The organism is Streptomyces sp. NPDC029164 (assembly GCF_055563995.1).
The window spans coordinates 265,366-288,394 of the sequence record NZ_JBVHWW010000001.1 but is presented as its reverse complement, the minus strand read 5'-3'; the positions used below and the strand labels follow the sequence as shown (position 1 = coordinate 288,394).

Here is a 23,029-nt window from a genome sequence, read left to right as displayed (position 1 = left end):
CGCGTCAGCCGAGGGTGGCCGCGTAGGTGGTCTGGGCGCGGTACTTCCATGTCGGGCCCGTGTTCCAGGGGTTGGGCATGACCGTGCTGGTGGCGTAGGCGTAGCCCGCGCCGCGGTCGAAGGCGGTGCGCAGGGTGGCGCGCATGGCTTCGGCGTCGGGGACGTCGTGGACCAGGTGCCAGAACGCCGTGCCGCTCGGGTCGAGTTCGGCCCCGGAGCGGTAGCCGGCGAGGGGGCCGAAGACGTTGCCGCCGAGCCAGCCGGCGCCGGTGTACGCGGCGTACGTGTCCTCGAAGGTGACGAAGACGTCCGCGGTGCGGCGGCCCGGTTCCAGGTAGCAGTCGGCCATGGCGGTGCCGGGGTTGTTGACGACGAGGTCGGGGGCGGCCGGGTCGGCGGCGTTCATGGTGTCCTGGACGTACCGGCGCAGTTCCGCGTAGTGGTCGCGGGTGGCGTTGGCGGGGCCGCAGTCGCGGCTGACCACGTCGAAGAAGATGCCGTCGACGTGGAGGCGGCCGTCGGGACTCTTGAGGTAGTTGTCGACGGAGGCCTTGACGGCGGCGATGTCGCGGTTGCCGTGGTCGGTGTGGACGTAGCCGAGCACCTTGGTCTTCTCGCCGGTGGAGGTGGTGCGTTTGCGCAATGCGTCGGCGCGGGTCCGCCAGGGGGCGTCGAACGGGGCGTCGCCGTTGCCCGGGTTCAGCACCACCACCGAGGCGGCCGGACCGGTGGCGGTGAGGTCGGTCAGCATGCGGTCGTTCGCCGAGACGTACGCGGGAACGCCGATCTCCAGGCCCCGTACGCCGGGCATCCGGGGCATGGGGGGTGGGCTGGGCGTCGGGGCGTCGGCCGCTGCCACGGGCGCGTCGCGCGCCGAGGCGGTGACGGCCGGCGCCGGCGCGGCCAGTAAGAGGATGGCCAGGACGGCATACAAGGCCTTTGCGGCGCGAGGCATGAACGTTCCTCCGGCGGCGGCAGGGGGGGCGACCTCAGGAACACTAGACGGGCGGCCCCTCGTTCAAGGGTGAACCGCCCGCATTGGTGTGAGGAACAGAAGAGCGAGTCATCGCCTCAGCATGTGAATCTCCGGAACCGGCCGTGCCCCGCCCCCACCCTTCCCTCGCCGCCCTCCCGTCACACGGCAGGCAGGCCGACCCCGTGCGCCAGTTGGTCGGCGGCGTGCGCGAAGAAGGCGGCCCGGTCCTCGACGACCCGGTTGAACTGGCCGAACAGCTCGAAAGAGACGAGGCCGACCAACTGGGCCCATGCGGCGACCAGGGCGGCGGTGACCTGCGGGGGCAGGCCCTCGGCGAAATCGGCGGTCATCCGGTCGGCCTCGGGGCGCAGGGCCGCGGGCAGCGGCGGGAGGGCGAGGCCCCGCCCCTCGTGGGCGGCGCGGAGGATGGCGATGAAGGCGTTGCCGACCCGGGAGGCGGGGCCGACGGTGTCCATGGGGGCGCTGTAGCCGGGCACCGGGGAGCCGTAGATGAGGGCGTACTCGTGCGGGTGCTCCAGCGCCCAGGCGCGGACGGCCCCGCAGACCGCGGTCCAGCGGGTGCGGGGCGGCGATCCGGCGGCGAGGGCGCGGACGTCGGCCTCCTCGGCGGCGGCGCCGATGCTGTCGTACGCGTCGATGATCAGCGCGGTGAGCAGCTCGTCGCGGCTGGGGAAGTAGCGGTAGAGGGCGGAGGAGACCATGCCCAGCTCGCGGGCGACGGCGCGCAGCGAGAGCTTGGCGGCGCCCTCGGCCGCGAGCATGCGGCGCGCCTCGTCCTTGATGGCGGCGGTGACCTCGATGCGGGCCCGTTCCCTGGCCCCTCGCACGGTGTTCATGCGGGTCAGTGTGCCACGCGTCTGGAGCAGTGCCCAGAAAGAGGGGCACCGCTCTGTTTCGAGAGCAGTGCTCTTGCTTTGGTGCACCGATCCGTGCACACTGGTCTCAAGGGAGAGCAGTGCTCTCTCAGCAGCGGAAAACGACCCCGGAGGTCACCATGAACGCGCCCACCCCGTACTACGTCCAGGCAGGCCCGCTCGCCACCCGCTTCAACTCCTTCTTCGGCAAGCTGGCCCGCTTCGGCATCAGCCTGGCCGGCAGCGCCGAGATGTCGGTGCGCGGGCGCACGTCCGGCAAGATGCAGCGGATCCCGGTCAACCCGCACACGTACGAGGGCGCCCAGTACCTGGTCTCGGCCCGCGGCCACTCCCAGTGGGTCCGCAACATGCGGGTGGCGGGCGGCGGCGAGCTGCGCGTGGGCCGCAAGGTGCGTACGTTCACCGCCACCGAACTGACCGACCCGGTCCAGCAGGCCGCCGTCCTGCGCACCTACCTGGAGAAGTGGGGCTGGGAGGTCGACCGGTTCTTCCAGGGCGTCTCCGCGAAGTCCTCCGACGCGGAACTCCAGGCGGCCGCCGCCGACCACCCGGTCTTCCGGATCACGGTGTCGAACTGACCCCGCGGACTCGGCCGCCGCGACGGGGGAGACCGTCGATACCGCCCATCCCGCCCATACCACTCAGCCGAACGGCCGGCGCAGCCGCTCGACCAGCCGTTCCCGCAGGTGGTGCCGCCACAGCCAGAGCGGCAGCTCCCGGTGCGGCACGAACGACCACAGGTCGTCGTCGGCCTCGTTGCCGCGGGGGCGACGGCGCAGCAGTTCCAGACAGCGCCGGTCCACCGTCCGGTGGAGCCGCGCGACGTGTGCCAGGGCCACCACTCCCTGTCGCTCCCGGTCCGCCGACTCCAGCGCCCTGGCGACCACGGGCAGCACGGCCGCGGGATCGGCGTGGTTGAGCGCCAGGGCGATCACCGCGACGCCGACCCACCGCTCGCCGCGTTCGAAGGCCGCGAGGACCTGTTCCGGCCGCTCGACCTCGTTCAGGTTCACGCCGCCCCACCAGTGCGGGCCGGGCGGCCCGCATCCCGCCGAGCACCGCCCGCACCCATGCCCCGACCACACGCCCGGGCCCACGCCCTAGTCCTTGTCCGGGCCCCGGCCGCCGTTCCCGGCCGCCGCCGCCTGCCTGGCGTCCAGCATCTGCAGCGCCTTGCGGGCCAGCGGGTACGTTCGCACCATGTCGGCCAGGGTCGTCGAACCGCGGGTGATACGGGCGAAGGCCCGCCACGCCGGGCGGAAACCGGTGATCGCCGCGTGCAGCATCCGCGGCCGGGCCTCGAACACGGTCAGCATCCGCTTGCCGACGCCCATCTCCACGCCCAGCCCGGCCTTCACCGCGAAGGCGTAGTTGAGGGCCTGCCGGCGCGCGTCCACCGCGTCCTGCGCCTCGGAGATCTTCACCGCCCACTCCCCCGCCAGCCGCCCCGAGCGCAGCGCGAAGGAGATGCCCTCCCGGGTCCACGGCTCCAGCAGCCCGGCCGCGTCGCCGGCCACCAGGACCCGGCCGCGCGAGAGCGGCGAATCGGGCTTGCGGCAGCGGGTCAGGTGCCCGGAGGAGATGGCCGGTTCGAAGCCGGCGAGGCCGAGCCGGGCGATGAAGTCGTCCAGGTAGCGCTTGGTCGCGGCGCCCTCGCCCTTGGCCGAGATGACCCCGACGGTGAGGGTGTCGCCCTTGGGGAAGACCCAGCCGTAACTGCCGGGCAGCGGGCCCCAGTCGATCAGCACCCGCCCCTTCCAGTCCTCCGCGACCGTCTCGGGCACCGGGATCTCCGCCTCCAGGCCGAGGTCCACCTGGTCCATCTCGACGCCGACGTGCGCGCCGATCCGGCTCGCGCTGCCGTCCGCGCCGACCACCGCCCGGGCCAGGACGGTCTCCCCGTCGGCGAGCACGACGGCGACGGTGCGCCGGTCGGGCACGGCGGTCCCGTGCTGTTCGACGCGGGCCACGGCGGTGCCCGTACGGACGGTGGCGCCGGCCTTCTCGGCGGCGGCGACCAGGCCGGCATCGAACTCGGGCCGGTTGACGAGCCCGAACAGCATCTGCTTCGAGCGCCGGGTGCGGGTCAGCTTCCCGTCCATCGAAAAGGTGACCGCGTGGATGCGGTCCTTGAGGGGCAGCACGAAGCCCGGGGGCAGGGCGTCGCGCGAGGGGCCGATGATGCCGCCACCGCAGGTCTTGTAGCGGGGCAGTTCGGCCTTCTCCAGCAGCAGGACGCGCCGCCCGGCCGTCGCCGCCGCGTGCGCCGCCGCGGACCCGGCCGGTCCGGCCCCGACCACGACCACGTCCCACACTTCGCCGCTCTCCCCGGCCACCTCGCCGCCCGCCCCCTGCGCGTCCTGCCCCGCGCCCGTGCCCGTGCCCACGCCTGCGTCTGCACCCGCGTCCGCACCTCCGTCCGCACCTGCGTCTGCACCTGCGTCGCGTACGTCGTCGTCGCTGCTCACGATGTGTTGCCGCTCCTGATCACCCGGTTGCTCCGATGCCGGGGAAATCCTACGGCGAGACGACGCGCCGCCCCGCTGTGCGAGGATCGGAACTGTCCTTTTCGCCGTACCCGGCATACGCACACTCCGCGGATGCGGGCGGCGTACACGGAGAACAACGTCGCACCCAAAAGGAGCGTGCCCATGTCCCAGAATCCGATCGCCGAGACCATCGCCTCGCTGATGCCCCGCGCCAAGCAGGAGCTGACCGAGCTGGTGGCCTTCCAGTCGGTCGCGGACTGGGCACAGTTCCCCAAGAGCGAGAGCGAGGCCGCCGCGAACTGGGTGGCCGGCGCCCTGCGCGTCGAGGGTTTCCAGGACGTGGCGCTGCTCGACACCCCAGACGGCACCCAGTCCGTCTACGGCTACCTGCCCGGCCCCGAGGGCGCGCCGACCGTGCTGCTGTACGCGCACTACGACGTCCAGCCGCCGCTGGACGACGCGGCCTGGATCTCCCCCGCCTTCGAGCTGACCGAGCGCGACGGCCGCTGGTACGGGCGCGGTTCGGCCGACTGCAAGGGCGGGTTCATCATGCACCTGCTGGCGCTGCGCGCACTGAAGGCCAACGGCGGTGTCCCGGTGGCCGTGAAGGTGATCGTCGAGGGCTCCGAGGAGCAGGGCACCGGCGGTCTCCAGCAGTACGCCGAGGCGCACCCGGAGCTGCTGACCGCCGACACCATCGTCATCGGCGACGCGGGCAACTTCCGGCTCGGCCTGCCGACGGTGACGGCCACGCTGCGCGGCATGTGCCTGCTCAAGGTGAAGATCGACACGCTGGGCGGCAACCTGCACTCCGGGATGTTCGGCGGCGCCGCCCCGGACGCGCTGGCCGCGCTGATCCGCGTCCTGGACTCGCTGCGCGCGGCGGACGGTTCGACGACCGTGGACGGGCTCGCCTCGGACGCGGTGTGGGACGGTCTGCAGTACCCGGAGGCGGACTTCCGCGCCGACGCGAAGGTCCTCGACGGGGTCGAGCTGATCGGTGAGGGCTCGGTCGCGGACCGGCTGTGGGCCCGTCCGGCGGTGACGGTGCTCGGCATCGACTGCCCGCCCGTGGTCGGGGCGACGCCCTCGGTGCACGCGAGCGCCGGCGCGCTGATCAGCCTGCGCGTGCCGCCGGGCGCGGACACCGCGGAGGCCATCAAGCTGCTGCAGGCACACCTGGAGGCGCACACGCCGTGGAAGGCGCGCCTCGAACTCGAGGTGGTCGGCCAGGGCCAGCCGTTCCAGGCGGACACCGACAGCCCGGCGTACGCGTCGATGCGGTCGGCGCTCGAGGCCGCGTACCCCGGCCAGGAGATGCAGATCAGCGGCATGGGCGGGTCGATCCCCCTGTGCAACACGCTGACGTCGCTGTACCCGAAGGCGGAGATGCTGCTGATCGGGCTGAGCGAGCCGGAGGCGCAGATCCACGCGGTCAACGAGAGCGTGTCGCCGGAGGAACTGGAGCGCCTGTCGGTGGCGGAGGCCCTCTTCCTCGTCAACTACGCGGAGTCCAAGCGCGTCTGACCCCCGTACGCGTGCGGGTTCGCCCAGGGCCGAGTGCGCCCTGGGCGTACTTCGCTCCCGGTGAAGTCGCCTGCCGGGGCCGGGCTGCCGTGCGTACGGTCGCCTCATGGATCTTGTAGAGGTAGTTCCGGACCGGCTTCACATGCTCCGCTTCCCGATCGGCCAGGCGTACCTCTGGCGGGACGGCGAGGCGCTCACCCTGATCGACGCCGGCAACGCCGGGTCCGCCGCCGAGATCGAGGGGGCGATACGTTCCCTCGGGCTGCTGCCCGAGCGGCTGGAGCGGATCGTCCTCACCCACTGCCACGGCGACCACGTCGGTGCGGCCGGTGAGCTCGCCGCCCGCTGGGGCGCGCAGGTGCTCGCGCACCGTCTGGACGCGCCGGTGATCCGGGGCGAGCGGCCCGTTCCCGAACCGGTGCTGCTCGACTGGGAGATCCCGCTGTACACGCACGCCCTGAGCGTCGTCCCCGAGGCCCCGCCCACCCCTGTCGACCGCGAGCTGGAGGACGGGGACGCGCTGGGTTTCGGGGACGGGGCGTACGTCGTCCACGCCCCGGGGCACACGGACGGCAGCATCGGGATCCACCTTCCGCACCACGGCGTGCTGTTCGCCGGCGACTGTGTCGCCGCCGTCGGCCCGCTGATGCTGGGCGTCTTCAATGTGGACCGGGGCCGGGCGATCGACTCCTTCCACCGCCTGGCCGGGCTCTCCCCGTCGATCGCCTGCTTCGGCCACGGCGATCCGCTGACGGCGGACACGGCGGTCGCGCTGGTCAAGGCGGCGGCCGGAACTCCCGCCTGACGGCTCGGTTCCCGTTCTCGGGCGCCGGGCCTCCCGGCGCCGGGAGCCCGGCCGTCGGCGGGCTCAGCCGACCGGGGTGCCCGCCTCCAGGTAGAGGGGGCGGCCGCGTTCCCGGGCGCGCAGGGCCCAGCGCAGGCGTTCGTGGCGGTGCGGCGGGAGGAGGCCGGCGGCCTCGGCCTCCGTGACGAAGCGCCAGGCCCGCAGTTCGGGGCCCGGAAGGCGGAGCCGGGCCGTCGCCTCCGGGGAGAGGCGGCCGCCGTCGAAGAGCAGGCGCAGCCCCCCGTACCCGGGCGGCTGCGGGGGCTCCCAGTCGACGACGAGCAGGCCGGGCGCCCGGTCCAGTACGAGGCCCAGCTCCTCCGCGACCTCCCGTACGCCCGCGCGGGCGGGGGCCTCGCCCGCTTCGACGACGCCGCCCGGGAACTCCCAGCCGGCCTTGTACGTCGGATCCACCAGCAGCACCCGGTCCTGCTCGTCGAAGAGCAGCACCCCGGCCGCCACGGTCTCCCGCGTGGGCTCCGGGGTCTGCACGATGTCGCAGACCGGGGCGGTCTCCGAGCGGACGGCCTCGGTGATCCGCTGCGCCGTCTCGCGCGGGGTCAGGCTGCTGTTGTCGATGACGTGCGCGTCGCCGGTGAGCCAGCCGAGGGCCTGCTGATAGACGGGGATGTGGTCGTAGGCCCACTGGCGGACGCGGAGGTCGACCTGGTCGGGGTCCCCCGGCTCCTCCCGGGTCGCGATCCGCTCGCGAAGGATCGTTTCCGCAGGGGCGAGCAGCACATGCCGAACCGCTATCCGGCGCGCCGCCAGCCCGCCGAAGATCTCGTCCCGGTACTCCTGGCGCAGCAGCGTCATCGGTACGACGAGCACCCCGCCCAGCTCCGCGAGCATCGCCGCCGCCGTGTCCACCACCAGCCGCCGCCAGCTCGGCAGGTCCTGGTAGTCGGTGACCTCCGCGAGCCGCTTGGCCGGCAGCAGCACGCGCAGCGCGTCGCCGATGAACTCCGGGTCGAACAGGGTGCTGTCCGGCAGGATTCCGGCCAGTTCGCGGGCCGTGCTGGTCTTTCCCGCGCTGAATGTGCCGTTGATCCAGACAATCACGTCTACCCCTCTCCCCATGGCTCGTCCGGAGCCCCCAGTGGCTTGCCCGCACCAGCCTGCCACGGAAACCTCACTATCGGCCGAGTGCTTATCCTCAAGGTCACAGCCCTGCCCGAGACTCCGGAGGATTCACGACCGTGCCCCACAACCGCCGCCCGTTCGATCCCCGCTACGGCAACCGGCCGACCATGAAGGACGTGGCGGCCCAGGCGGGCGTCGGCCTGAAGACGGTGTCGCGGGTGGTCAACGGCGAGCCGGGCGTCACCCCCGAGACCGAGAAGCGGGTCCAAGAGGCCATCGACGCCCTGGGCTTCCGCCGCAACGACAGCGCGCGCGTCCTGCGCAAGGGGCGCACCGCCACCGTGGGCCTGATCCTGGAGGACCTCGCCGACCCCTTCTACGGTCCGCTGAACCGGGCCGTGGAGGAGGTGGCCCGCGCGCACGGTGCGCTGCTCATCAACGGCTCCAGCGCCGAGGACCCGGACCGGGAACGGGAGTTGGCGCTCGCCCTGTGCGCGCGCCGGGTGGACGGCCTGATCGTGATCCCGGCCGGCGACGACCACCGCTACCTGGAGCCGGAGATGCGGGCCGGTGTGGCCACGGTGTTCGTGGACCGCCCGGCGGGCCGGATCGACGCGGACGTCGTCCTCTCGGACAGCTTCGGCGGCGCCCGCGACGGCGTCGCCCACCTGATCGCGGGCGGCCACCGCCGGATCGGCTTCATCGGCGACCACCCCCGCATCCACACGGCGGCCGAACGCCTGCGCGGCTATCGTGCGGCCATGGCCGACGCGGGCCTTCCGGTGGCCGATTCCTGGGTCTCCCTCGGCTCCACGGCCCCCGACCGGGTGGCGACGGCGACGAGGTCGATGCTCGCGGGCCAGGATCCGGTGACGGCCGTCTTCGCGGGCAACAACCGCGTGACGGTCACGGTGGTACGGGTCCTCGCGGCCCGGGAGCACCCGGTGGCCCTGGTCGGCTTCGACGACTTCGAACTGGCCGACCTGCTCCGCCCGGGCATCACGGTGGTGGCCCAGGACCCGGCCACCCTCGGCCGCGTGGCCACGGACCGCCTCTTCCAGCGCCTCTCAGGAGCCGCCCTCCCCACGATCCGCACCGAACTCCCGACCCACCTGATCCCCCGCGGCTCGGGCGAACTCCCGCCGTTCACCGGATGAGGGTCCGCAGCACGGGAACGGCCCCACCGGCGGCGGTCAGTCCGGCGAGCACGCAGAGCGCGGCGCCGGAGCCGCCGAGGAAGGTCAGGCCGCCGGCGGTGAGGCCGATCAGGATCGCGGCGAGCAGCACGACGGCGGTGTGCAGGGACAGAAACGGCTCGGGGTCCGTCGGGTTCTGAGGTGTGGTCATGGCCCGATTCCAGCGGACGGGCCGGACCGTTCCCGCACGGACGGAACGGATCGGCGGCCATCGCGATCACTGCCGAACTCGTGCGGACATCCGGGGTGTTCGGTGCTGTTCCGTAAAGTCCGGGACCGTTCGGCGGGCCGCACTCTAGCCTGGTCCTCCGCACGGTCCAGGGGGCGCAGGTGGGTTCGGTAAGCGACTTCGAGGAGGAACTGAGCCGCCTCGCGGGTGACTTGCGTCGACTCCGCATCGAACGCGGCAATCCCTCCTACCGGAAGCTGGAGACCCGTGCGGCGAGGTCCCGGACCGGGCTGAGGCTGCCGGTGGCCACGCAGAGCGATGCGTTCCGGGGGAAGCGGCTGCTGGGCCTCGACACGCTGATGGCCCTGGTGCGGATCCTGTACGCGTACGACGAGTACGGCCGGGAAGTCGCCGTTCCGCCGCACAACTCCTCACAGCTTGAGCCCTGGCGCACGCGCTGGCGCACCCTGGCGGCCCTCCAGCCTCCGGCCCCGGACCGGATCCGGGACCTTTCGCCCCCGGGGAACCTTCCGCCCCCGGGGAACCTTGCGGCCCTCCTGAGATCTGCCCCGCCACCGCCCGCGCCCACCGGCGCGCACGGCTTCGCCCTGGCCCATACGCTGACCGCCGGCGCACTCGACAACTGGGGAGCGGTGTTCTCGCCCGACGGACGGCTCGTCGCCACCACCCGCCGGGGCGGAGTGGTGCAGCTGTGGGAACCCGTCCACGGCCGGGCCGTGGGCGCTCTCGACGCCGGACCGGAGAGCGTCCTCGCCATGGCCTTCTCGCCCGACAGCCGCACGCTGGCCACCGTGGGCGTCGACAGCACGCCGAGGCTGTGGGACCCGGTGGCCCTCACCCAGGTCGGGCCGCCGATGGTCGGGCACGAGGAGGCCGTCCGCGCGGTGGCCTTCTCGGCCGACGGCCGTGTACTGATCACCGCCTCCGACGACGAGACCGTACGGCGCTGGGACACGGCCACGGGCGAGCCGGCCGGAACGCCTCTCATCGGGCACTTCGGCGAGGTCGGGAGTGTGGCCTGCCTGCCCGACGGCGGACTGATGGCCGCGCTCAAGGGCAGGCACGTGATCCGGCTGTGGGACCTCGTGGCTGGTGCGAGCGTCGGCGATCCGCTCGCCGGGCACGTCGGCGAGGTCCTCGGGATGGCCTTCTCCCAGGACGGCCGGCTCCTCGCCACCGCCGGTCAGGACGGGACGCGGCTCTGGAACACCACCACCGGCACGGCCGTCGGCGGTCCGCTCCAGGGGCCGGACCCCGCGACCTGGGGCGCGGCCTTCTCCCGCGACGGCCGGCTGCTGGCCACGGCCTGTGACGACGGCACCGTGCGGCTGTGGGACCCCGCCACCGGCGGCCCCGTCGGTGGACCGCTGGTGGGGAACGACTGGTCGCTCCACGACGTCGCATTCTCGTTCGACGGCCGGATGCTGGCCGCCTGTGGTGAGGGCGACACCGTGGTGATCTACCACCGGGACCCGGCCGAGGCGGGCCCCGTACCGTCCCTCGGAGCCCGGTCCGTGGCCGCGGCGCTGCGCCGGGGGCACGCCGTGCCGCTCCCCGCCGTGTCGAGCACGAACGGGGCGCCGCTGCGCCGGCTCGCGTTCGCGCCCGACGGCGGCCGGCTCCTCGTCCACACCGCGGACCGGAGGGTCCTGACCTGGGATGCGGAGACCCACGACCCGCTGCCCGAGACTCTGGCGCTGCCCGCCGTCGGCCCGTGGGGGCTGGAGTTCCCGGACGAGGGCGGTCCGGCGCGGCTGTGGAGCCGTGACACCGCGGGGCCCGAGCCGCTCCGCCGTCCCCTGTCCCTGGTCCAGCACGTGGCGTTCACTCCCGACGGGCGGCGGGTGGTCATGACCGGCGGACGGGGCAACTGGGCGATCAGCCGGACCGCGGCCGGCGGTTCCGAGGCGATCGCCGACCCGGTGCCGGAGCGTCTCGCCGTGGCCGTCTCCCCCGACGGGCGGAGTCTTGCCGTCGCCGAACGCGAGACCGTGAACGTGTTCGACCTGGCCACGCTGGTTCCCGTCGAGCGCGACCTGGGCAGCCACGCGGCGGAAGTCCGCGCCATGGCCTTCTCCCCCGACGGCCGCCTGCTGGCCACCGGCGACGTCGCCGGCATCGTCCGGGTGTGGGACCTCGCTGCCCGGCCCCCGCACAGCCGGCAGGTCCTCGCGCACACCGGGGCGGTCCACGACCTGGCGTTCTCCCCCGACGGCAGGCTCCTCGCCGGAGCGGCGTCGGACGGTACCGCGCAGCTGTGGGACGCCCACACCGCCGAGTCCGCGGCCGGGCTGCCGCTGACGGGACACTCCGGCGCCGTCCGGGGGGTGGCCTTCTCCCCCGACGGGAGCCTGGTCGCCACCGCCGGCGACGACGGCACCGTGCGCCGGTGGGTGCTGCCCGACCCGTACACGCCGACGGCTCGGGCCCGGTGAAGCCGGGGCCGGGCCGGGCGCGTGGGTGGGGTCAGGCGGTGGCCGTCAGGGTGGCCGAGCGGCGGGGGATGGCGAAGGCGTCCAGTTCCGCGCGGGTCAGGCCGGTGAGGGCGGTGACCTCCTCGGTGCCGACCGCGCCGCAGTCGAGGCCGCGGACCAGGTAGCCGGCGAGGGCCTTCGCCGTGGCGGGCTCGTCCATCACGTCGCCCTCGATCTTGGCGACGTACGCCTTCAGCCGTGCGGCGGCGGCCTCCAGCCCCTCGCGGTAGAAGGTGAAGACGGCCGCGTACCGGGTCGGCAGGTGCGCGGGGTGCATGTCCCAGCCCTGGTAGTAGGCGCGGGCCAGGGCGCGCCGGGTCAGGCCGTAGTGCAGCTTCCAGGCCTCGTGGACGTGCTCGGTGGTGCCGATGGGCAGCACGTTCGTGGAGCCGTCGGAGACGCGTACACCGGTGCCGGCGGCCGCGACCTGCATGATCGCCTTCGCGTGGTCGGCGGCGGGGTGGTCGCTCGACTGGTACGCGGCGGAGACGCCGACGCAGGCGCTGTAGTCGAAGGTGCCGTAGTGCAGGCCGGTGGCACGGCCCTGGGAGGCCTCGATCATGCGGGCGACGGTGGCGGTGCCGTCGGAGGCCAGGATGGACTGGCTGGTCTCGATCTGGATCTCGAAGCCGATCCGGCCCGGGCGCAGGCCGCGGGCCGTCTCGAAGGCCTCCAGCAGCTTGACGAAGGCGGTGACCTGCTCGGCGTACGTGACCTTGGGCAGGGTCAGGACCAGGTTGTCCGGGAGGCCGCCGTGGGCGAGCAGGCCGGACAGGAAGATGTCGGTGGTGCGGATGCCGCGGTCGCGGACGTTGGACTCCATGCACTTCATGCGGATGCCCATGTACGGGGCGTTGGTGCCGTTGGAGTACGCCTCGGAGATCAGGCGGGCGGCGCGGGCCGCGGCCTGGTCCTCCTCCTCGTCGGAGCGGACGCCGAAGCCGTCCTCGAAGTCGACTCGGAGGTCCTCGATGGGCTCGTCGGCCAGCTTGGCGCGGACGCGGTCGTAGACCGGTGCGGCCAGCTCGTCGGAGATGCCGAGTACCTTGGCGAAGGTGGCGGCGTCCGGGGCGTGCTCGTCGAGCGCGGCGAGGGCCTGGTCGCCCCAGGAGCGGATGGTGTCCGCGGCGAAGACGTCACCGGGGACGTAGACCGTGTGGATCGGCTGACGGGTGCCGGGGTCGCCCGGGTAGTGGCGCGCGAGCTCCGCGTCCACCGGCGCGAGGGAGGCGCTGATGCCCTCGCTGACCGCGCCTGCGAGGCTCGTCGCCACCTTCTCCTGCTGACCCATCGTGCACTCTCCTCTTTTCCGCTTCACGGAAGCTTAGATCCGCATAGCAGAATTTAGCCACGCGGTTCCGCTCCGTCAATGGTCCCTCCGACGCGTGGGACGAACGACTCGGGGCCGCGCGGTGAGAATCACCACACGGCCCCGAAGAAGCGATGCTACGAAGAGAAGCGCAGGTCAGGCTGTCAGCCCTTGCGCGCCTTGATCTCGCCGGTCAGCTGCGGGACGACCGTGAAGAGGTCGCCGACCACGCCGTAGTCGACGAGGTCGAAGATCGGGGCCTCGGCGTCCTTGTTGATGGCGACGATGGTCTTCGAGGTCTGCATGCCGGCCCGGTGCTGGATCGCGCCCGAGATGCCGGAGGCGATGTAGAGCTGCGGGGAGACCGACTTGCCGGTCTGGCCGACCTGGTTGGTGTGCGGGTACCAGCCGGCGTCGACGGCGGCACGCGAGGCGCCGACGGCCGCGCCGAGGGAGTCCGCGAGCTCCTCGATGATGGAGAAGTTCTCGGCGCCGTTGACGCCACGGCCGCCGGAGACGACGATCGCGGCCTCGGTCAGCTCGGGGCGGCCGGTCGACTCCCGCGCGGTGCGGGCGGTGACCTTGGTGCCGGTGGCCAGGGCGCCGAAGGTGACGGCGAGCGCCTCGACGGTGCCGGCGGCCGGAGCGGCCTCGACCGGGGCCGAGTTCGGCTTCACGGTGATGACCGGGGTGCCCTTGGAGACGCGGGACTTGGTGGTGAACGACGCGGCGAAGGCGGACTGCGTCGCGACCGGGCCCTCGTCACCCGCCTCCAGGTCGATGGCGTCGGTGATGATGCCCGAACCGATGCGGACGGCCAGGCGCGCGGCGATCTCCTTGCCCTCGGCGGAGGACGGGACGAGCACGGCGGCCGGGGAAACCGCCTCGTACGCGGCCTGGAGCGCGTCCACCTTCGGTACGACGAGGTACTCGGTGAACTCGGGGGCGTCGGCGGTGAGGACCTTGACCGCGCCGTGCTCGGCGAGCACGGCGGCGGTGGCGTCGGCACCGGCGCCCAGGGCGACGGCGACGGGCTCGCCGATGCGGCGGGCCAGCGTCAGCAGCTCGAGGGTGGGCTTGCGGACGGCGCCGTCCACGTGGTCGACGTAGACGAGAACTTCAGCCATGGGACTGCTCTCCTGCGATTGCGAAGTGTCTGGGGGCTAAGAGGGGTGGCCGAGGTTCTTAGATGAACTTCTGGCCGGCCAGGAACTCGGCCAGCTGCTTGCCGCCCTCGCCCTCGTCCTTGACGATCGTGCCGGCGGTGCGGGCCGGGCGCTGCGCCGCAGAGTCGACCGCGGTCCAGGATCCCTCGAGGCCGACCTCGTCGGACTCCAGGTCCAGGTCGGACAGGTCCCAGGACTCCACCGGCTTCTTCTTGGCGGCCATGATGCCCTTGAAGGACGGGTAGCGGGCCTCGCCCGACTGGTCCGTCACCGAGACGAGCGCGGGGAGGGAGGCCTCCAGCTGCTCGCTCGCGGTGTCGCCGTCACGGCGGCCGGTCACGGTGCCGTCCTCGACCTTGACCTCGGAGAGCAGGGTGACCTGCGGGACGCCCAGGCGCTCGGCCAGGATCGCCGGCAGCACGCCCATGGTGCCGTCGGTCGACGCCATGCCCGTGATGACCAGGTCGTAGCCGGCCTTCTCGATGGCCTTGGCGAGCACCAGCGAGGTGCCCATGACGTCGGAGCCGTGCAGGTCGTCGTCCTCGACGTGGATGGCCTTGTCGGCGCCCATCGACAGCGCCTTGCGCAGCGCGTCCTTGGCGTCCTCGGGGCCCACCGTCAGAACGGTGATCTCGGCGTCGTCGGCCTCTTCGGCGATCTGCAGCGCCTGCTCGACGGCGTACTCGTCGAGCTCCGACAGCAGGCCGTCGACGTCGTCACGGTTGACGGTCAAGTCCTCGGTGAACTGCCGGTCGCCAGTGGCGTCGGGCACGTACTTCACACAGACAACGATCCTCAGGCTCACGCCGGCTCTCCTACCGCATCGTCTTTTCTGGTACCGCCTTATGCAGGCAGCATAGGCGCCTTGTCGGGCGGATCCCGGTCGGGGCGGCCCGCGCTCCGAAGGGAATGTTACTCGTCAGTACACAGTGGGTGCCGCCAAGTCGCAAGGCTGGTGAACTGTGATCTGCCCAACGCCGCCCGACCCTCCCAAGCAGGGACGATTCAGTCGCGCAACGCGTTGAAGCGCCCCTGGTGGTACAGCAACGGCCGGCCTTCGCCCGCGGGGTCCCCCGCGACCGCCTCAGCGATGATCACACGGTGTTCGCCGGCGGGCACCCGTGCCACCACGCGGCAGACCAGCCAGGCCAGTACGCCGTCGAGCACCGGGACCCCGTGCGGCCCCGGGTTCCAGCCGGTGGCGCCGCCGAAACGGTCGGCTCCGCTCCGGGCGAACAGCCCGGCCAGCTCCCGTTGGTGCTCGCCGAGTATGTGGACGCCGAGGTACTCGCTGTCGCGCACCCCGGGCCAACTGGAGGCCCCCGTGCCGATCGTGAAGGACAGCAGCGGCGGGTCGGCGGAGACCGAGTTGAGCGAGGTCGCGGTGAAGCCCACCGGCCGCGGGCCGTCCTGGGCGGTGATCACGGCGACTCCGGCGGCGTGCTGCCGGAAGACCGAGCGCAGGAGGTCGGGCGAGCCGGGACGGCCGTCACCGGAACGCGGGGAACCCGGGGAGCCGGAGGAGGCCGGGGAGCCGAAGGAGGCCGGGGAACCGGCGGAACGGGGAGAGCGGGGGGACGGAGCGGTCTGGACCGTCGGGGCCGTCGGAGCAGTCATCAGGGTTCTGCCTTCTGCCGCGGGACACGCGGGCGCTGTCGGAGATCGGGGGCCTGGGGCGTTCAGCCATTCCGACAGCGCGCGCTCGCGTGGCGGACGAGGTCCACATGGACCCGTCCGTAGAGCAGGAGTTCATACCGCATGCCGCCAGCCTGGCGATCTCCCGTGGACACAGTCAAGCGGGATCGGGCAGATGTCAGGCGCGTCACGCTGCGTGCGGGCGCGCGCACCGGCGCGCCCGGTGCCGCCGCACCGGATCCGGCCACCGGGCCGGACCGCGCGCCACCCGTCATACCGCGGCCCCCAGCGCGGCGATCACGTCCACCTTGCGCGGCATCCCGGCCGCCCGCCGGACGATCCGGCCCGCCGCGTCGAGGACGAGCACGGTCGGGGTCTTCTCGATCCCGAGGGCCCGGACCAGGTCCAGCCGTTCCTCGGCGTCGATCTCGACGTGCGCGACCCCCTCGACCATCGCCGCGACCTCGGTGAGGATCCGCCGCGTGGCCCGGCAGGGCTGGCAGAAGGCGCTGGAGAACTGCACCAGCGTGGCCCGCTCCCCCGGCTCCGCCCCCAGCTCCGCGGCCCCCAGCCGGTCCCCCGGCCGGTCCCCCGCACCGCCCGGCCCGAGGTCCGGTACGCCCGCGGGTACGCCGCCGGGTCCGGGGTCCGGTACGCCGCCCGGCCGGCCGTCCCGACCGTCCCGGCCGTCTTCCTGCCCGAACACCCGCGCTCCCGTCGCCGTCTCGTCCGCGTACGTCATGCTCGTACGCGCGTACGTGGATCGGAGCACCCCGGAGACCTGCGACATTCCCGGCGTGATGAGAATCTCCCCGGGCACGGGCCTCTGGGCTGGCCAGCAGCCCTCGTATGGGGCACGATCCCCATGGTCGCGTACCTACGCTTCCGTAACTTCCGGCCGGGAGCACCTCCCCAGGCAGAAAGCGGGGTCTCCCCACCATGGCTGAGCTCGTCTACCCTCCCGTGATCGGCGCCGCGCACGGACTCTTCCGTGCCCTTGACATCCGGATCGACATGAAGGGCACCGAGAACATCCCCCGCAAGGGCGGTGCGGTCCTCGTGTCCAACCACATCGGATACCTCGACTTCATCTTCGCCGGCCTGACGGCGCGGCCGCAGAAGCGCCTGGTCCGCTTCATGGCCAAGGAGTCGGTGTTCCGGCACAGGGTGTCCGGCCCTCTGATGCGCGCGATGAAGCACATCCCCGTCGACCGCAAGCAGGGTGAGGACGCCTACCAGCACGCCCTGGACTCGCTGCGGTCCGGCGAGATCATCGGGGTCTTCCCGGAAGCCACGATCTCCCAGTCCTTCACGCTCAAGAGCTTCAAGTCGGGCGCGGCACGCATGGCGCAGGAGGCCGGGGTCCCGCTGATCCCGGTGGCGCTCTGGGGCACCCAGCGGCTGTGGACCAAGGGCCGCCCGAAGAACCTCAAGCGCAGCCACATCCCCGTGACGATGCGCGTGGGCGAGCCGATGGAGGCCCCCGCCGACCAGTACGCCGGCGCCATCACGCGCCGGCTGCGCGAGCGCGTGCAGGAGCTGCTGGACGCCGCCCAGCGCGCCTACCCGGCCAAGCCCAGCGGCCCCGAGGACTCCTGGTGGCTGCCGGCCCACCTGGGCGGCACCGCCCCGACCCCGGCCCAGGTTCGCGAAGCGGGCTGACCCGCGGGCGCACTCCCCGTACGGCGATGGCCGCCGGGACCCCGGCCGGGTCCCGGCGGCCGTCGCCGTTGCCGCGTCCGGTCAGCGCAGCTCCTCCCAGGCCGGTCTCCGCCACGTCATACGGTCGGCATGGCTCACCGCCCGGTGGCGAAACCCGGTCAGTTGGGGTTGTCGGCGTGGGTCAGGGTCTCCCAGGCCTCGAAGTGGTTCTCGGTGCCCGCGGGGCGCCGTCCCTCGGTGAGCCTGCGGGTGTTCTCCATGGTGACGCCGAGCCGGGTGTGCAGGGCGTTGTAGCCGACCTCGGTGGCCGGGCCGAGGCCCTTGGTCAGGCTGCCGCCGCAGAGCCAGGAGGGCACCGCCGCGCCGAGTTCGTACGTGGCGTGGAAGCCCAGCGCGTGCCGGAACCGGTCCTTGAACTGCGGGTAGAGGTCGCGGCCCTGGATCCGTGAGGTCTCGGCGACGTGCATCGCCGCGGCGATCCCCATGCCGGTGTGGCCGAAGTCCCGGCAGGTCTCCTGCGCGAGGCCGTCCACGAAGGTGCTCTGGCCGTGCCAGTAGTCGATCAGCTCGGCGCGGGTGTCGACGGACGAGCGCGGCGGGTACGCGGGCTGCGCGCCGTCGGAGGCCAGGTAGAAGTAGGCGGGGACGCGGCCGAGGTAGATGCTCATCGCCTTGTCGTAGCTCGCGCGGTCGTCGAGGTGGACGGCGATCCCGACGGCCGCGTCCATCATGATCAGTTCCCAGTTGCCGTTGCTGTTCGGCCGCCCGTTGATCACCTCGGGCAGGTAGACGTCCCGCAGCATGGTCGCGAAGCGCCCCTGGTTCGGCCAGCCGCCCGTGTACGTGTGCTTGACGATCTCGGCGGCGCGCGGCCAGGTCGAGCCCGCCCAGCCGCTCTGCAGCGGTGCGTTGCTGTTGGTGTGGTCCTTGATCTTCGCGGACCAGGCGTCCATCAACTCGATGGACTTGCGGGCGTACTTGGCGTCCCGGGTCACGTACCAGGCGAGGGCGTGGCTGTACGCGGCGATGGCGTCCTCGCGCTCGTCGGAGCAGCCGATGTCCGGGTTCGAGTACGAGCCGCACTCGACGACCTCGCGCGGCTTGGGGGTGCGTGACAGCGAGCCGTACTTGCTCGCCAGCATCTGGCCGTAGGCGGCCTTCCACGGCTGCCGGCCGGCCTGCACCTGCGTGCGTACGAAGTCCAGCTGGGCACGGCTGTTGAGGACTCCGGGGTGGGCGAACTGCCCGGGTGCGGCCGCGGTTCGGGGTGTTCCGGCGACTGCGGCGGGGGCGGGAGCGAGGGTTGCGGCCAGGCCGAGGGCAAGGGCGGCCAGCCCGGCGGGAACTCCGTAACGCATGAAGCGCCTTCCGTTCGGAGGATGGCGGATTCCGGGATTCCGGGGGTCTCCGTGGGGGGATTCCGCAACCGAACCTCTCATGCCCATGCCAATCTGACAACGGTGTCAGACAGGAAACCTTCCTATCAGCCACACATCAGAGAGCCGTCGGCAGCTTCGTCCACAACTCCGGCCGGTCGGAGGACCCCTGAAGGGCACCCAGCGCGGCCGGGTGCGGGGCGGCATACAGCTCGGGGTAGTCGATCTCGCCCAGCTCCGGCCGCACAGGGAAGGCCAGCCGCTCACCCTCCAGGCTGAACTGCGCGTCCACGCCGGGCTTGTTGCCGCGCGGGTCCAGCCGGGACCACCGGGCACCGCCGGGCAGGCGGACGGCCACCAGGCCGTGGACGACCGGGTGCGATCCGTCGTCGTCGGTCAGCCGCTGGTAGCAGAGGGCCGCCGGGATGCCCTGCGCGCGCAGCAGGGCGGCGAGGGCATGGGACTTCGCGAAGCAGATGCCGTTGCGCGTGGCGAGGACGTCGGAGGCGCGCCAGGAGACCCGCACGTCCCCGGAATCGGCCGAGTGGGGGATCTCGTCGCGGACGAACTCGAAGGCCGCTTTGGCGTATGAGTATGCGTCGCCTGTGATGGACCAGAGGGCCTCGGCGGTTTCCTGCACGAGGGGATCCCAGTGATCGACCGCCTCATCGGACGCCAGATAAGCGTGAATGTCAGGGTTCTGCTGGATCAGCTGCATGCCCCGGAGCATAGACAGACCCCCGACCGTGAATCAATAGATTTACAGTCGAGAGTATATCTATGCGTTTCTTTTGATGTCAGCGCGCGGGCTCGACGCTAGCGGGCCATCTCTTCCTTCAGGGCCTGCAGGAAGCCGTCCACGTCCTCTTCCTGGGTGTCGAAACCGCACATCCAGCGGACGTCGCCCGCGGCCTCGTCCCAGAAGTAGAAGCGGTAGCGCTTCTGCAGTCGCCGCGACACCTCGTGCGGCAGCCGCGCGAACACCGCGTTCGCCTGCACCGGGTAGAGGATCTCCACCCCGTCCGTCTCGCGCACGCCGGCGGCCAGCCGCTGCGCCATCGCGTTGGCGTGCCGGGCGTTGCGCAGCCACAGGTCCTTGGCGAGCAACGCCTCCAGCTGCACCGACACGAACCGCATCTTGGACGCGAGCTGCATCGACATCTTGCGGATGTGCTTCATCTGCCGGACCGCGTCCGGGTTGAGCACGACCACGGCCTCGCCGAACATCATGCCGTTCTTGGTGCCGCCGTACGACAGCACGTCGACGCCGACGGTGTTCGTGAAGGTGCGCATCGGCACGTCCAGCGAGGCCGCGGCGTTGGCTATCCGGGCACCGTCGAGGTGCACCTTCATGCCCAGGCCGTGCGCGTGCTCACAGATGGCACGGATCTCGTCCGGCGTGTAGACCGTGCCGAGCTCGGTGTTCTGCGTGATGGAGACGACCTGCGGCATCGCCCGGTGCTCGTCCTCGAAGCCCCAGGCCTCCTGGTCGATCAGCTCGGGGGTGAGCTTGCCGTCCGGAGTGGGGACGGCGAGCAGCTTGATGCCCGCCATGCGCTCCGGCGCGCCGCCCTCGTCCACGTTGATGTGGGCGGTCTTGGCGCAGATCACGGCGCCCCACCGGTCCGTCATCGCCTGCAGGGCGACGACGTTGGCACCCGTGCCGTTGAAGACCGGGAAGGCCTCCGCGTACGGACCGAAGTGGCTGCGGAAGATCTTCTGCAGGTGTTCGGTGTACTCGTCCTCGCCGTACGAGACCTGGTGGCCGCCGTTCGCCAGGGCGACGGCGGCGAGCACCTCGGGGTGCACGCCCGCGTAGTTGTCGCTCGCGAAACCGCGCACCGCCGGATCGTGGTGGCGCCGGGCGTCGGTCTTGCCGGCATCGGTTCTCACGGTTGCGGAGTGAGCCACAGACGCTGTCCGTTCACATCGGTGGCGGGCCGCTCCCAGACGCCGGCGATGGCCTCGGCCAGCTCCGTCACGTCGGTGAAACCCGCGAACTTCGCATTGGGACGCTCGGCGCGCATCGCGTCGTGCACCAGTGCCTTGATGACCAGGATCGCAGCTGCCGCACCCGGGCCCTCGTCGCCCCCCACCTTGCGGAAGGAGTCCGCCATGGCCAGGGTCCAGGCCTCGGCCGCCGCCTTGCCCGCGTTGTACGCGGCGTTGTTGGCGACAGGCTTGTGCGCGCCGGACTGGCTGACCAGGACGTAGCGACCGCGGTCGCTGCGCAGCAGTCCGTCGTGGAAGGCCAGCGAGGTGTGCTGGACGGTGCGGATGAGGAGCTTCTCCAGGAAGTCCCAGTCCGCGAGGTCCACGTCGGTGAAGGTCTTGCTGCCTCGCCAGCCGCCGACGAGGTGGACCAGCCCGTCGATCCGGCCGAACTCCTTCTCGGTCTGCTCGGCCCAGGCCTTGGTGGCGGCCAGGTCGAGCAGGTCCACGGTGTCACCGGTGATGGTGGCGCCGCCGTGGGCGTAGCGTGCCGCGTCCACGGCCTCCGCGAGCCGCGCCGGATTGGCGTCGGACGCGACGACCACGGCACCCGCCTCGGCGAGGCGGAGCAGGGTGGCGCGGCCGGCGGGCCCGCCGGCCCCGGCCACCGCCACCACCGCTCCGTGCAGCTTTCCGTTGCCGTTCCCGGAGCCGTTCATCTGTGCAGCCTCCTGTGGGCGAGCGCTCACGCGGCGACTCGCTCGGCCTGATCCGCGTTCAGGGCGGTGATGCCCTTGGTTGAGGCGATCACTCCCTTGAGCTTCTTGGCGAGCGCCTCAAAGAACATGCTCAGCGGAAACTCGTCCGGAAGCACGTCGTCCACGAGCTTGCGCGGCGGCTGCGTCATGTCGAGGGCGTCGGGACCCTTGGCCCACTTGGAGCCCGGGTGCGGGGCGAGGTACGTCGAGACCAGCTCGTAGGCCTTGAACCAGTGCACCAGCTTCGGGCGGTCGATGCCGGCCCGGTAGAGGTCCTCGATCTCGGCGCACAGCTGGTTGGTGACCTGCGGGGCACGCATCCAGTCGATCTTCAGCTTGTTGTCCGTCCAGCGCACGACGTCGTGCTTGTGGAGGTACGCGAAGAGCAGCTGGCCGCCGAGGCCGTCGTAGTTGCGGGTGCGGTCGCCGGAGACCGGGAAGCGGAACATCCGGTCGAAGAGGACGGCGTACTGCACGTCACGGCCGTGCTCGTTGCCCTCGGACTCCAGCTTCACGGCCTCCTTGAAGGCGGTGAGGTCGCAGCGCAGCTCCTCCAGGCCGTACATCCAGAACGGCTGGCGCTGCTTGATCATGAAGGGGTCGAACGGCAGGTCGCCGTGGCTGTGGGTGCGGTCGTGGACCATGTCCCACAGGACGAAGGCCTTCTCGCAGCGCTCCTGATCGGTGACCATGGCGGCGATGTCGGCGGGCAGCTCGACGCCGAGGATGTCGACGGCGGCCGAGGTGACCTTGCGGAAGCGCGCGGCCTCGCGGTCACAGAAGATGCCGCCCCAGGTGAAGCGCTCGGGGGCCTCGCGCACGGCGATGGTCTCCGGGAAGAGCACGGCGGAGTGGGTGTCGTAGCCCGCGGTGAAGTCCTCGAAGGTGATGCCGAGGAAGAGCGGGTTGTCGTACCGGGTGCGCTCCAGCTCGGCGAGCCACTCGGGCCACACCATCTTCAGCGCGACGGCCTCCAGATTGCGGTCCGGGTTGCCGTTCTGCGTGTACATCGGGAAGACGACGAGGTGCTGGAGCCCGTCGGCACGCTCGGCGGCCGGGTGGAAGGCCAGCAGCGAGTCGAGGAAGTCCGGCACCCGGAAGTCGTCGGCGGCCCACTTGCGCAGGTCGGCGACGAGCGCCTCGTGGTACGCGGTGGCGTGCGGCAGGAGCGGGGAGAGCGTCTCGACGGCGCGGATCACGCGACCGACCGCGGCCTCGGCGGTGTGCCGGGTGGGGGCGCCCTCGGCCTCGAAATCGATGGACCCGTCCTTGGACTGCCACGGGCGGATCTCCTCCACGGCGGCCTTGAGCTCGGGCCACGCCGGGTGGTCGACCACCCGCGCCTCGGCGGTTATCACGGCCCCGCCGGTACCCGGCACAAGAGTTTCCGTCATGTCACTTCCTCCACAGGAGAACCTCACGTCAAGGCAGCGTATGCGCGTGAGGCTCTTCCGTTCAAGAGGGAGTTCGGGAAATTATCCTGCGCTACCCCCTGCTTCACCGGAAGTCTTCCCGT

At 72.0% G+C, this 23,029-nt stretch carries 22 protein-coding genes; 6 read left to right on the top strand and 16 right to left on the bottom strand.

All coding sequences use genetic code 11. From position 1 onward, the window contains the following. Positions 1–4: 4 nt before the first annotated feature. On the bottom strand, positions 5–955 hold the full coding sequence (locus ACZ4VT_RS01240; RefSeq protein WP_467945490.1) for a spherulation-specific family 4 protein: 951 nt from the start codon (positions 953–955) through the stop codon (positions 5–7). A 179-nt stretch (positions 956–1,134) separates the two neighbouring features. Then, the gene (locus ACZ4VT_RS01235) at positions 1,135–1,833 is read right to left on the bottom strand and encodes a TetR/AcrR family transcriptional regulator (protein ID WP_467945488.1); all 699 of its coding nucleotides are present in this window, start codon (positions 1,831–1,833) and stop codon (positions 1,135–1,137) included. Positions 1,834–1,991: 158 nt separating this feature from the next. On the opposite strand from ACZ4VT_RS01235, the gene ACZ4VT_RS01230 reads away from it, so the two are divergent. Beyond that, complete coding sequence (locus ACZ4VT_RS01230) at positions 1,992–2,450, top strand: nitroreductase/quinone reductase family protein (protein ID WP_467945486.1); 459 nt, start codon at positions 1,992–1,994, stop codon at positions 2,448–2,450. A gap of 63 nt (positions 2,451–2,513) precedes the next feature. On the opposite strand, the gene ACZ4VT_RS01225 is transcribed toward ACZ4VT_RS01230, so the two are convergent. Continuing rightward, positions 2,514–2,885, bottom strand: coding sequence for a hypothetical protein (locus tag ACZ4VT_RS01225; protein ID WP_467945485.1), 372 nt, complete (start codon positions 2,883–2,885; stop codon positions 2,514–2,516). 87 nt (positions 2,886–2,972) lie between these two features. Further along, entirely contained in the window at positions 2,973–4,208 is a 1,236-nt protein-coding gene (locus tag ACZ4VT_RS01220; RefSeq protein WP_467945909.1) for a geranylgeranyl reductase family protein, read from the bottom strand. Between the two features lie 315 nt (positions 4,209–4,523). Here ACZ4VT_RS01220 and ACZ4VT_RS01215 point away from each other — a divergent pair, with 315 nt between their 5' ends. Both ACZ4VT_RS01215 and ACZ4VT_RS01210 read left to right on the top strand, forming a co-directional pair. Further along, positions 4,524–5,888, top strand: a complete 1,365-nt coding sequence (locus ACZ4VT_RS01215; RefSeq protein ID WP_467945483.1) for a M20/M25/M40 family metallo-hydrolase — start codon at positions 4,524–4,526, stop codon at positions 5,886–5,888. Positions 5,889–5,994: 106 nt separating this feature from the next. Continuing rightward, a complete protein-coding gene (locus ACZ4VT_RS01210; RefSeq protein WP_467945481.1) occupies positions 5,995–6,693 on the top strand; it encodes an MBL fold metallo-hydrolase in 699 nt (232 codons plus the stop codon). A 63-nt stretch (positions 6,694–6,756) separates the two neighbouring features. On the opposite strand, the gene ACZ4VT_RS01205 is transcribed toward ACZ4VT_RS01210, so the two are convergent. Next, positions 6,757–7,812: an NUDIX hydrolase gene (locus ACZ4VT_RS01205; RefSeq protein ID WP_467945480.1), complete on the bottom strand. Its 1,056-nt coding sequence runs from the start codon at positions 7,810–7,812 to the stop codon at positions 6,757–6,759. Between the two features lie 170 nt (positions 7,813–7,982). Between ACZ4VT_RS01205 and ACZ4VT_RS01200 the strand changes: the two genes are divergently transcribed. Next, positions 7,983–8,972 (top strand): LacI family DNA-binding transcriptional regulator, encoded by a 990-nt coding sequence (locus ACZ4VT_RS01200; protein WP_467945908.1) that lies wholly within the window; start codon positions 7,983–7,985, stop codon positions 8,970–8,972. Here the strand turns inward: ACZ4VT_RS01200 and ACZ4VT_RS01195 are convergent. Continuing rightward, positions 8,962–9,162, bottom strand: a complete 201-nt coding sequence (locus ACZ4VT_RS01195; RefSeq protein ID WP_467945478.1) for a hypothetical protein — start codon at positions 9,160–9,162, stop codon at positions 8,962–8,964. The genes ACZ4VT_RS01200 and ACZ4VT_RS01195 overlap by 11 nt on opposite strands. A 179-nt stretch (positions 9,163–9,341) precedes the next feature. Between ACZ4VT_RS01195 and ACZ4VT_RS01190 the strand changes: the two genes are divergently transcribed. Continuing rightward, positions 9,342–11,636 carry a hypothetical protein gene (locus ACZ4VT_RS01190; protein ID WP_467945476.1) on the top strand — a complete coding sequence of 765 codons (2,295 nt, stop codon included), beginning with the start codon at positions 9,342–9,344 and terminating at the stop codon, positions 11,634–11,636. Between the two features lie 31 nt (positions 11,637–11,667). Here the strand turns inward: ACZ4VT_RS01190 and ACZ4VT_RS01185 are convergent, their stop codons facing one another. From ACZ4VT_RS01185 to ACZ4VT_RS01165, 5 genes are all read right to left on the bottom strand, one after another. After that, complete coding sequence (locus tag ACZ4VT_RS01185; RefSeq protein ID WP_467945475.1) at positions 11,668–12,966, bottom strand: DUF6986 family protein; 1,299 nt, start codon at positions 12,964–12,966, stop codon at positions 11,668–11,670. Between the two features lie 182 nt (positions 12,967–13,148). Further along, entirely contained in the window at positions 13,149–14,111 is a 963-nt protein-coding gene (locus ACZ4VT_RS01180; RefSeq protein WP_467945474.1) for an electron transfer flavoprotein subunit alpha/FixB family protein, read from the bottom strand. A gap of 58 nt (positions 14,112–14,169) precedes the next feature. Next, the gene (locus tag ACZ4VT_RS01175) at positions 14,170–14,955 is read right to left on the bottom strand and encodes an electron transfer flavoprotein subunit beta/FixA family protein (protein ID WP_257557862.1); all 786 of its coding nucleotides are present in this window, start codon (positions 14,953–14,955) and stop codon (positions 14,170–14,172) included. 200 nt (positions 14,956–15,155) lie between these two features. Further along, a complete protein-coding gene (locus ACZ4VT_RS01170) occupies positions 15,156–15,767 on the bottom strand; it encodes a flavin reductase family protein (protein ID WP_467945473.1) in 612 nt (203 codons plus the stop codon). A 289-nt stretch (positions 15,768–16,056) separates the two neighbouring features. Next, the gene (locus ACZ4VT_RS01165; RefSeq protein WP_467945906.1) at positions 16,057–16,356 is read right to left on the bottom strand and encodes a TlpA family protein disulfide reductase; all 300 of its coding nucleotides are present in this window, start codon (positions 16,354–16,356) and stop codon (positions 16,057–16,059) included. 368 nt (positions 16,357–16,724) lie between these two features. Between ACZ4VT_RS01165 and ACZ4VT_RS01160 the strand changes: the two genes are divergently transcribed. After that, positions 16,725–17,447 carry a lysophospholipid acyltransferase family protein gene (locus ACZ4VT_RS01160; protein ID WP_467945471.1) on the top strand — a complete coding sequence of 241 codons (723 nt, stop codon included), beginning with the start codon at positions 16,725–16,727 and terminating at the stop codon, positions 17,445–17,447. A 158-nt stretch (positions 17,448–17,605) separates the two neighbouring features. Here ACZ4VT_RS01160 and ACZ4VT_RS01155 read toward each other — a convergent pair whose 3' ends face one another. The 5 genes from ACZ4VT_RS01155 to ACZ4VT_RS01135 form a co-directional block, all read right to left on the bottom strand. Next, positions 17,606–18,805: an alginate lyase family protein gene (locus ACZ4VT_RS01155; RefSeq protein WP_467945470.1), complete on the bottom strand. Its 1,200-nt coding sequence runs from the start codon at positions 18,803–18,805 to the stop codon at positions 17,606–17,608. Positions 18,806–18,941: 136 nt separating this feature from the next. Next, positions 18,942–19,541, bottom strand: a complete 600-nt coding sequence (locus tag ACZ4VT_RS01150) for a transglutaminase-like domain-containing protein (protein WP_467945468.1) — start codon at positions 19,539–19,541, stop codon at positions 18,942–18,944. Positions 19,542–19,639: 98 nt separating this feature from the next. After that, a complete protein-coding gene (locus ACZ4VT_RS01145) occupies positions 19,640–20,734 on the bottom strand; it encodes a threonine aldolase family protein (RefSeq protein WP_376616905.1) in 1,095 nt (364 codons plus the stop codon). Then, positions 20,713–21,474: an SDR family NAD(P)-dependent oxidoreductase gene (locus ACZ4VT_RS01140; RefSeq protein WP_467945466.1), complete on the bottom strand. Its 762-nt coding sequence runs from the start codon at positions 21,472–21,474 to the stop codon at positions 20,713–20,715. Before ACZ4VT_RS01140 ends, ACZ4VT_RS01145 begins: the two co-directional genes overlap by 22 nt. Before the next feature lie 26 nt (positions 21,475–21,500). After that, complete coding sequence (locus ACZ4VT_RS01135; protein ID WP_467945464.1) at positions 21,501–22,907, bottom strand: DUF6421 family protein; 1,407 nt, start codon at positions 22,905–22,907, stop codon at positions 21,501–21,503. Positions 22,908–23,029: the final 122 nt, after the last annotated feature.

Bases quoted from the DNA above. Each gene is read 5' to 3' on its own strand.
- ACZ4VT_RS01240 (WP_467945490.1), bottom strand. From the start codon at position 955: ATGCCTCGCGCCGCAAAGGCCTTGTATGCCGTCCTGGCCATCCTCTTA.
- ACZ4VT_RS01235 (WP_467945488.1), bottom strand. From the start codon at position 1,833: ATGAACACCGTGCGAGGGGCCAGGGAACGGGCCCGCATCGAGGTCACC.
- ACZ4VT_RS01230 (WP_467945486.1), top strand. From the start codon at position 1,992: ATGAACGCGCCCACCCCGTACTACGTCCAGGCAGGCCCGCTCGCCACC.
- ACZ4VT_RS01215 (WP_467945483.1), top strand. From the start codon at position 4,524: ATGTCCCAGAATCCGATCGCCGAGACCATCGCCTCGCTGATGCCCCGC.
- ACZ4VT_RS01210 (WP_467945481.1), top strand. From the start codon at position 5,995: ATGGATCTTGTAGAGGTAGTTCCGGACCGGCTTCACATGCTCCGCTTC.
- ACZ4VT_RS01205 (WP_467945480.1), bottom strand. From the start codon at position 7,812: ATGGGGAGAGGGGTAGACGTGATTGTCTGGATCAACGGCACATTCAGC.
- ACZ4VT_RS01200 (WP_467945908.1), top strand. From the start codon at position 7,983: ATGAAGGACGTGGCGGCCCAGGCGGGCGTCGGCCTGAAGACGGTGTCG.
- ACZ4VT_RS01195 (WP_467945478.1), bottom strand. From the start codon at position 9,162: ATGACCACACCTCAGAACCCGACGGACCCCGAGCCGTTTCTGTCCCTG.
- ACZ4VT_RS01185 (WP_467945475.1), bottom strand. From the start codon at position 12,966: ATGGGTCAGCAGGAGAAGGTGGCGACGAGCCTCGCAGGCGCGGTCAGC.
- ACZ4VT_RS01180 (WP_467945474.1), bottom strand. From the start codon at position 14,111: ATGGCTGAAGTTCTCGTCTACGTCGACCACGTGGACGGCGCCGTCCGC.
- ACZ4VT_RS01170 (WP_467945473.1), bottom strand. From the start codon at position 15,767: ATGACTGCTCCGACGGCCCCGACGGTCCAGACCGCTCCGTCCCCCCGC.
- ACZ4VT_RS01160 (WP_467945471.1), top strand. From the start codon at position 16,725: ATGGCTGAGCTCGTCTACCCTCCCGTGATCGGCGCCGCGCACGGACTC.
- ACZ4VT_RS01155 (WP_467945470.1), bottom strand. From the start codon at position 18,805: ATGCGTTACGGAGTTCCCGCCGGGCTGGCCGCCCTTGCCCTCGGCCTG.
- ACZ4VT_RS01150 (WP_467945468.1), bottom strand. From the start codon at position 19,541: ATGCAGCTGATCCAGCAGAACCCTGACATTCACGCTTATCTGGCGTCC.
- ACZ4VT_RS01140 (WP_467945466.1), bottom strand. From the start codon at position 21,474: ATGAACGGCTCCGGGAACGGCAACGGAAAGCTGCACGGAGCGGTGGTG.
- ACZ4VT_RS01135 (WP_467945464.1), bottom strand. From the start codon at position 22,907: ATGACGGAAACTCTTGTGCCGGGTACCGGCGGGGCCGTGATAACCGCC.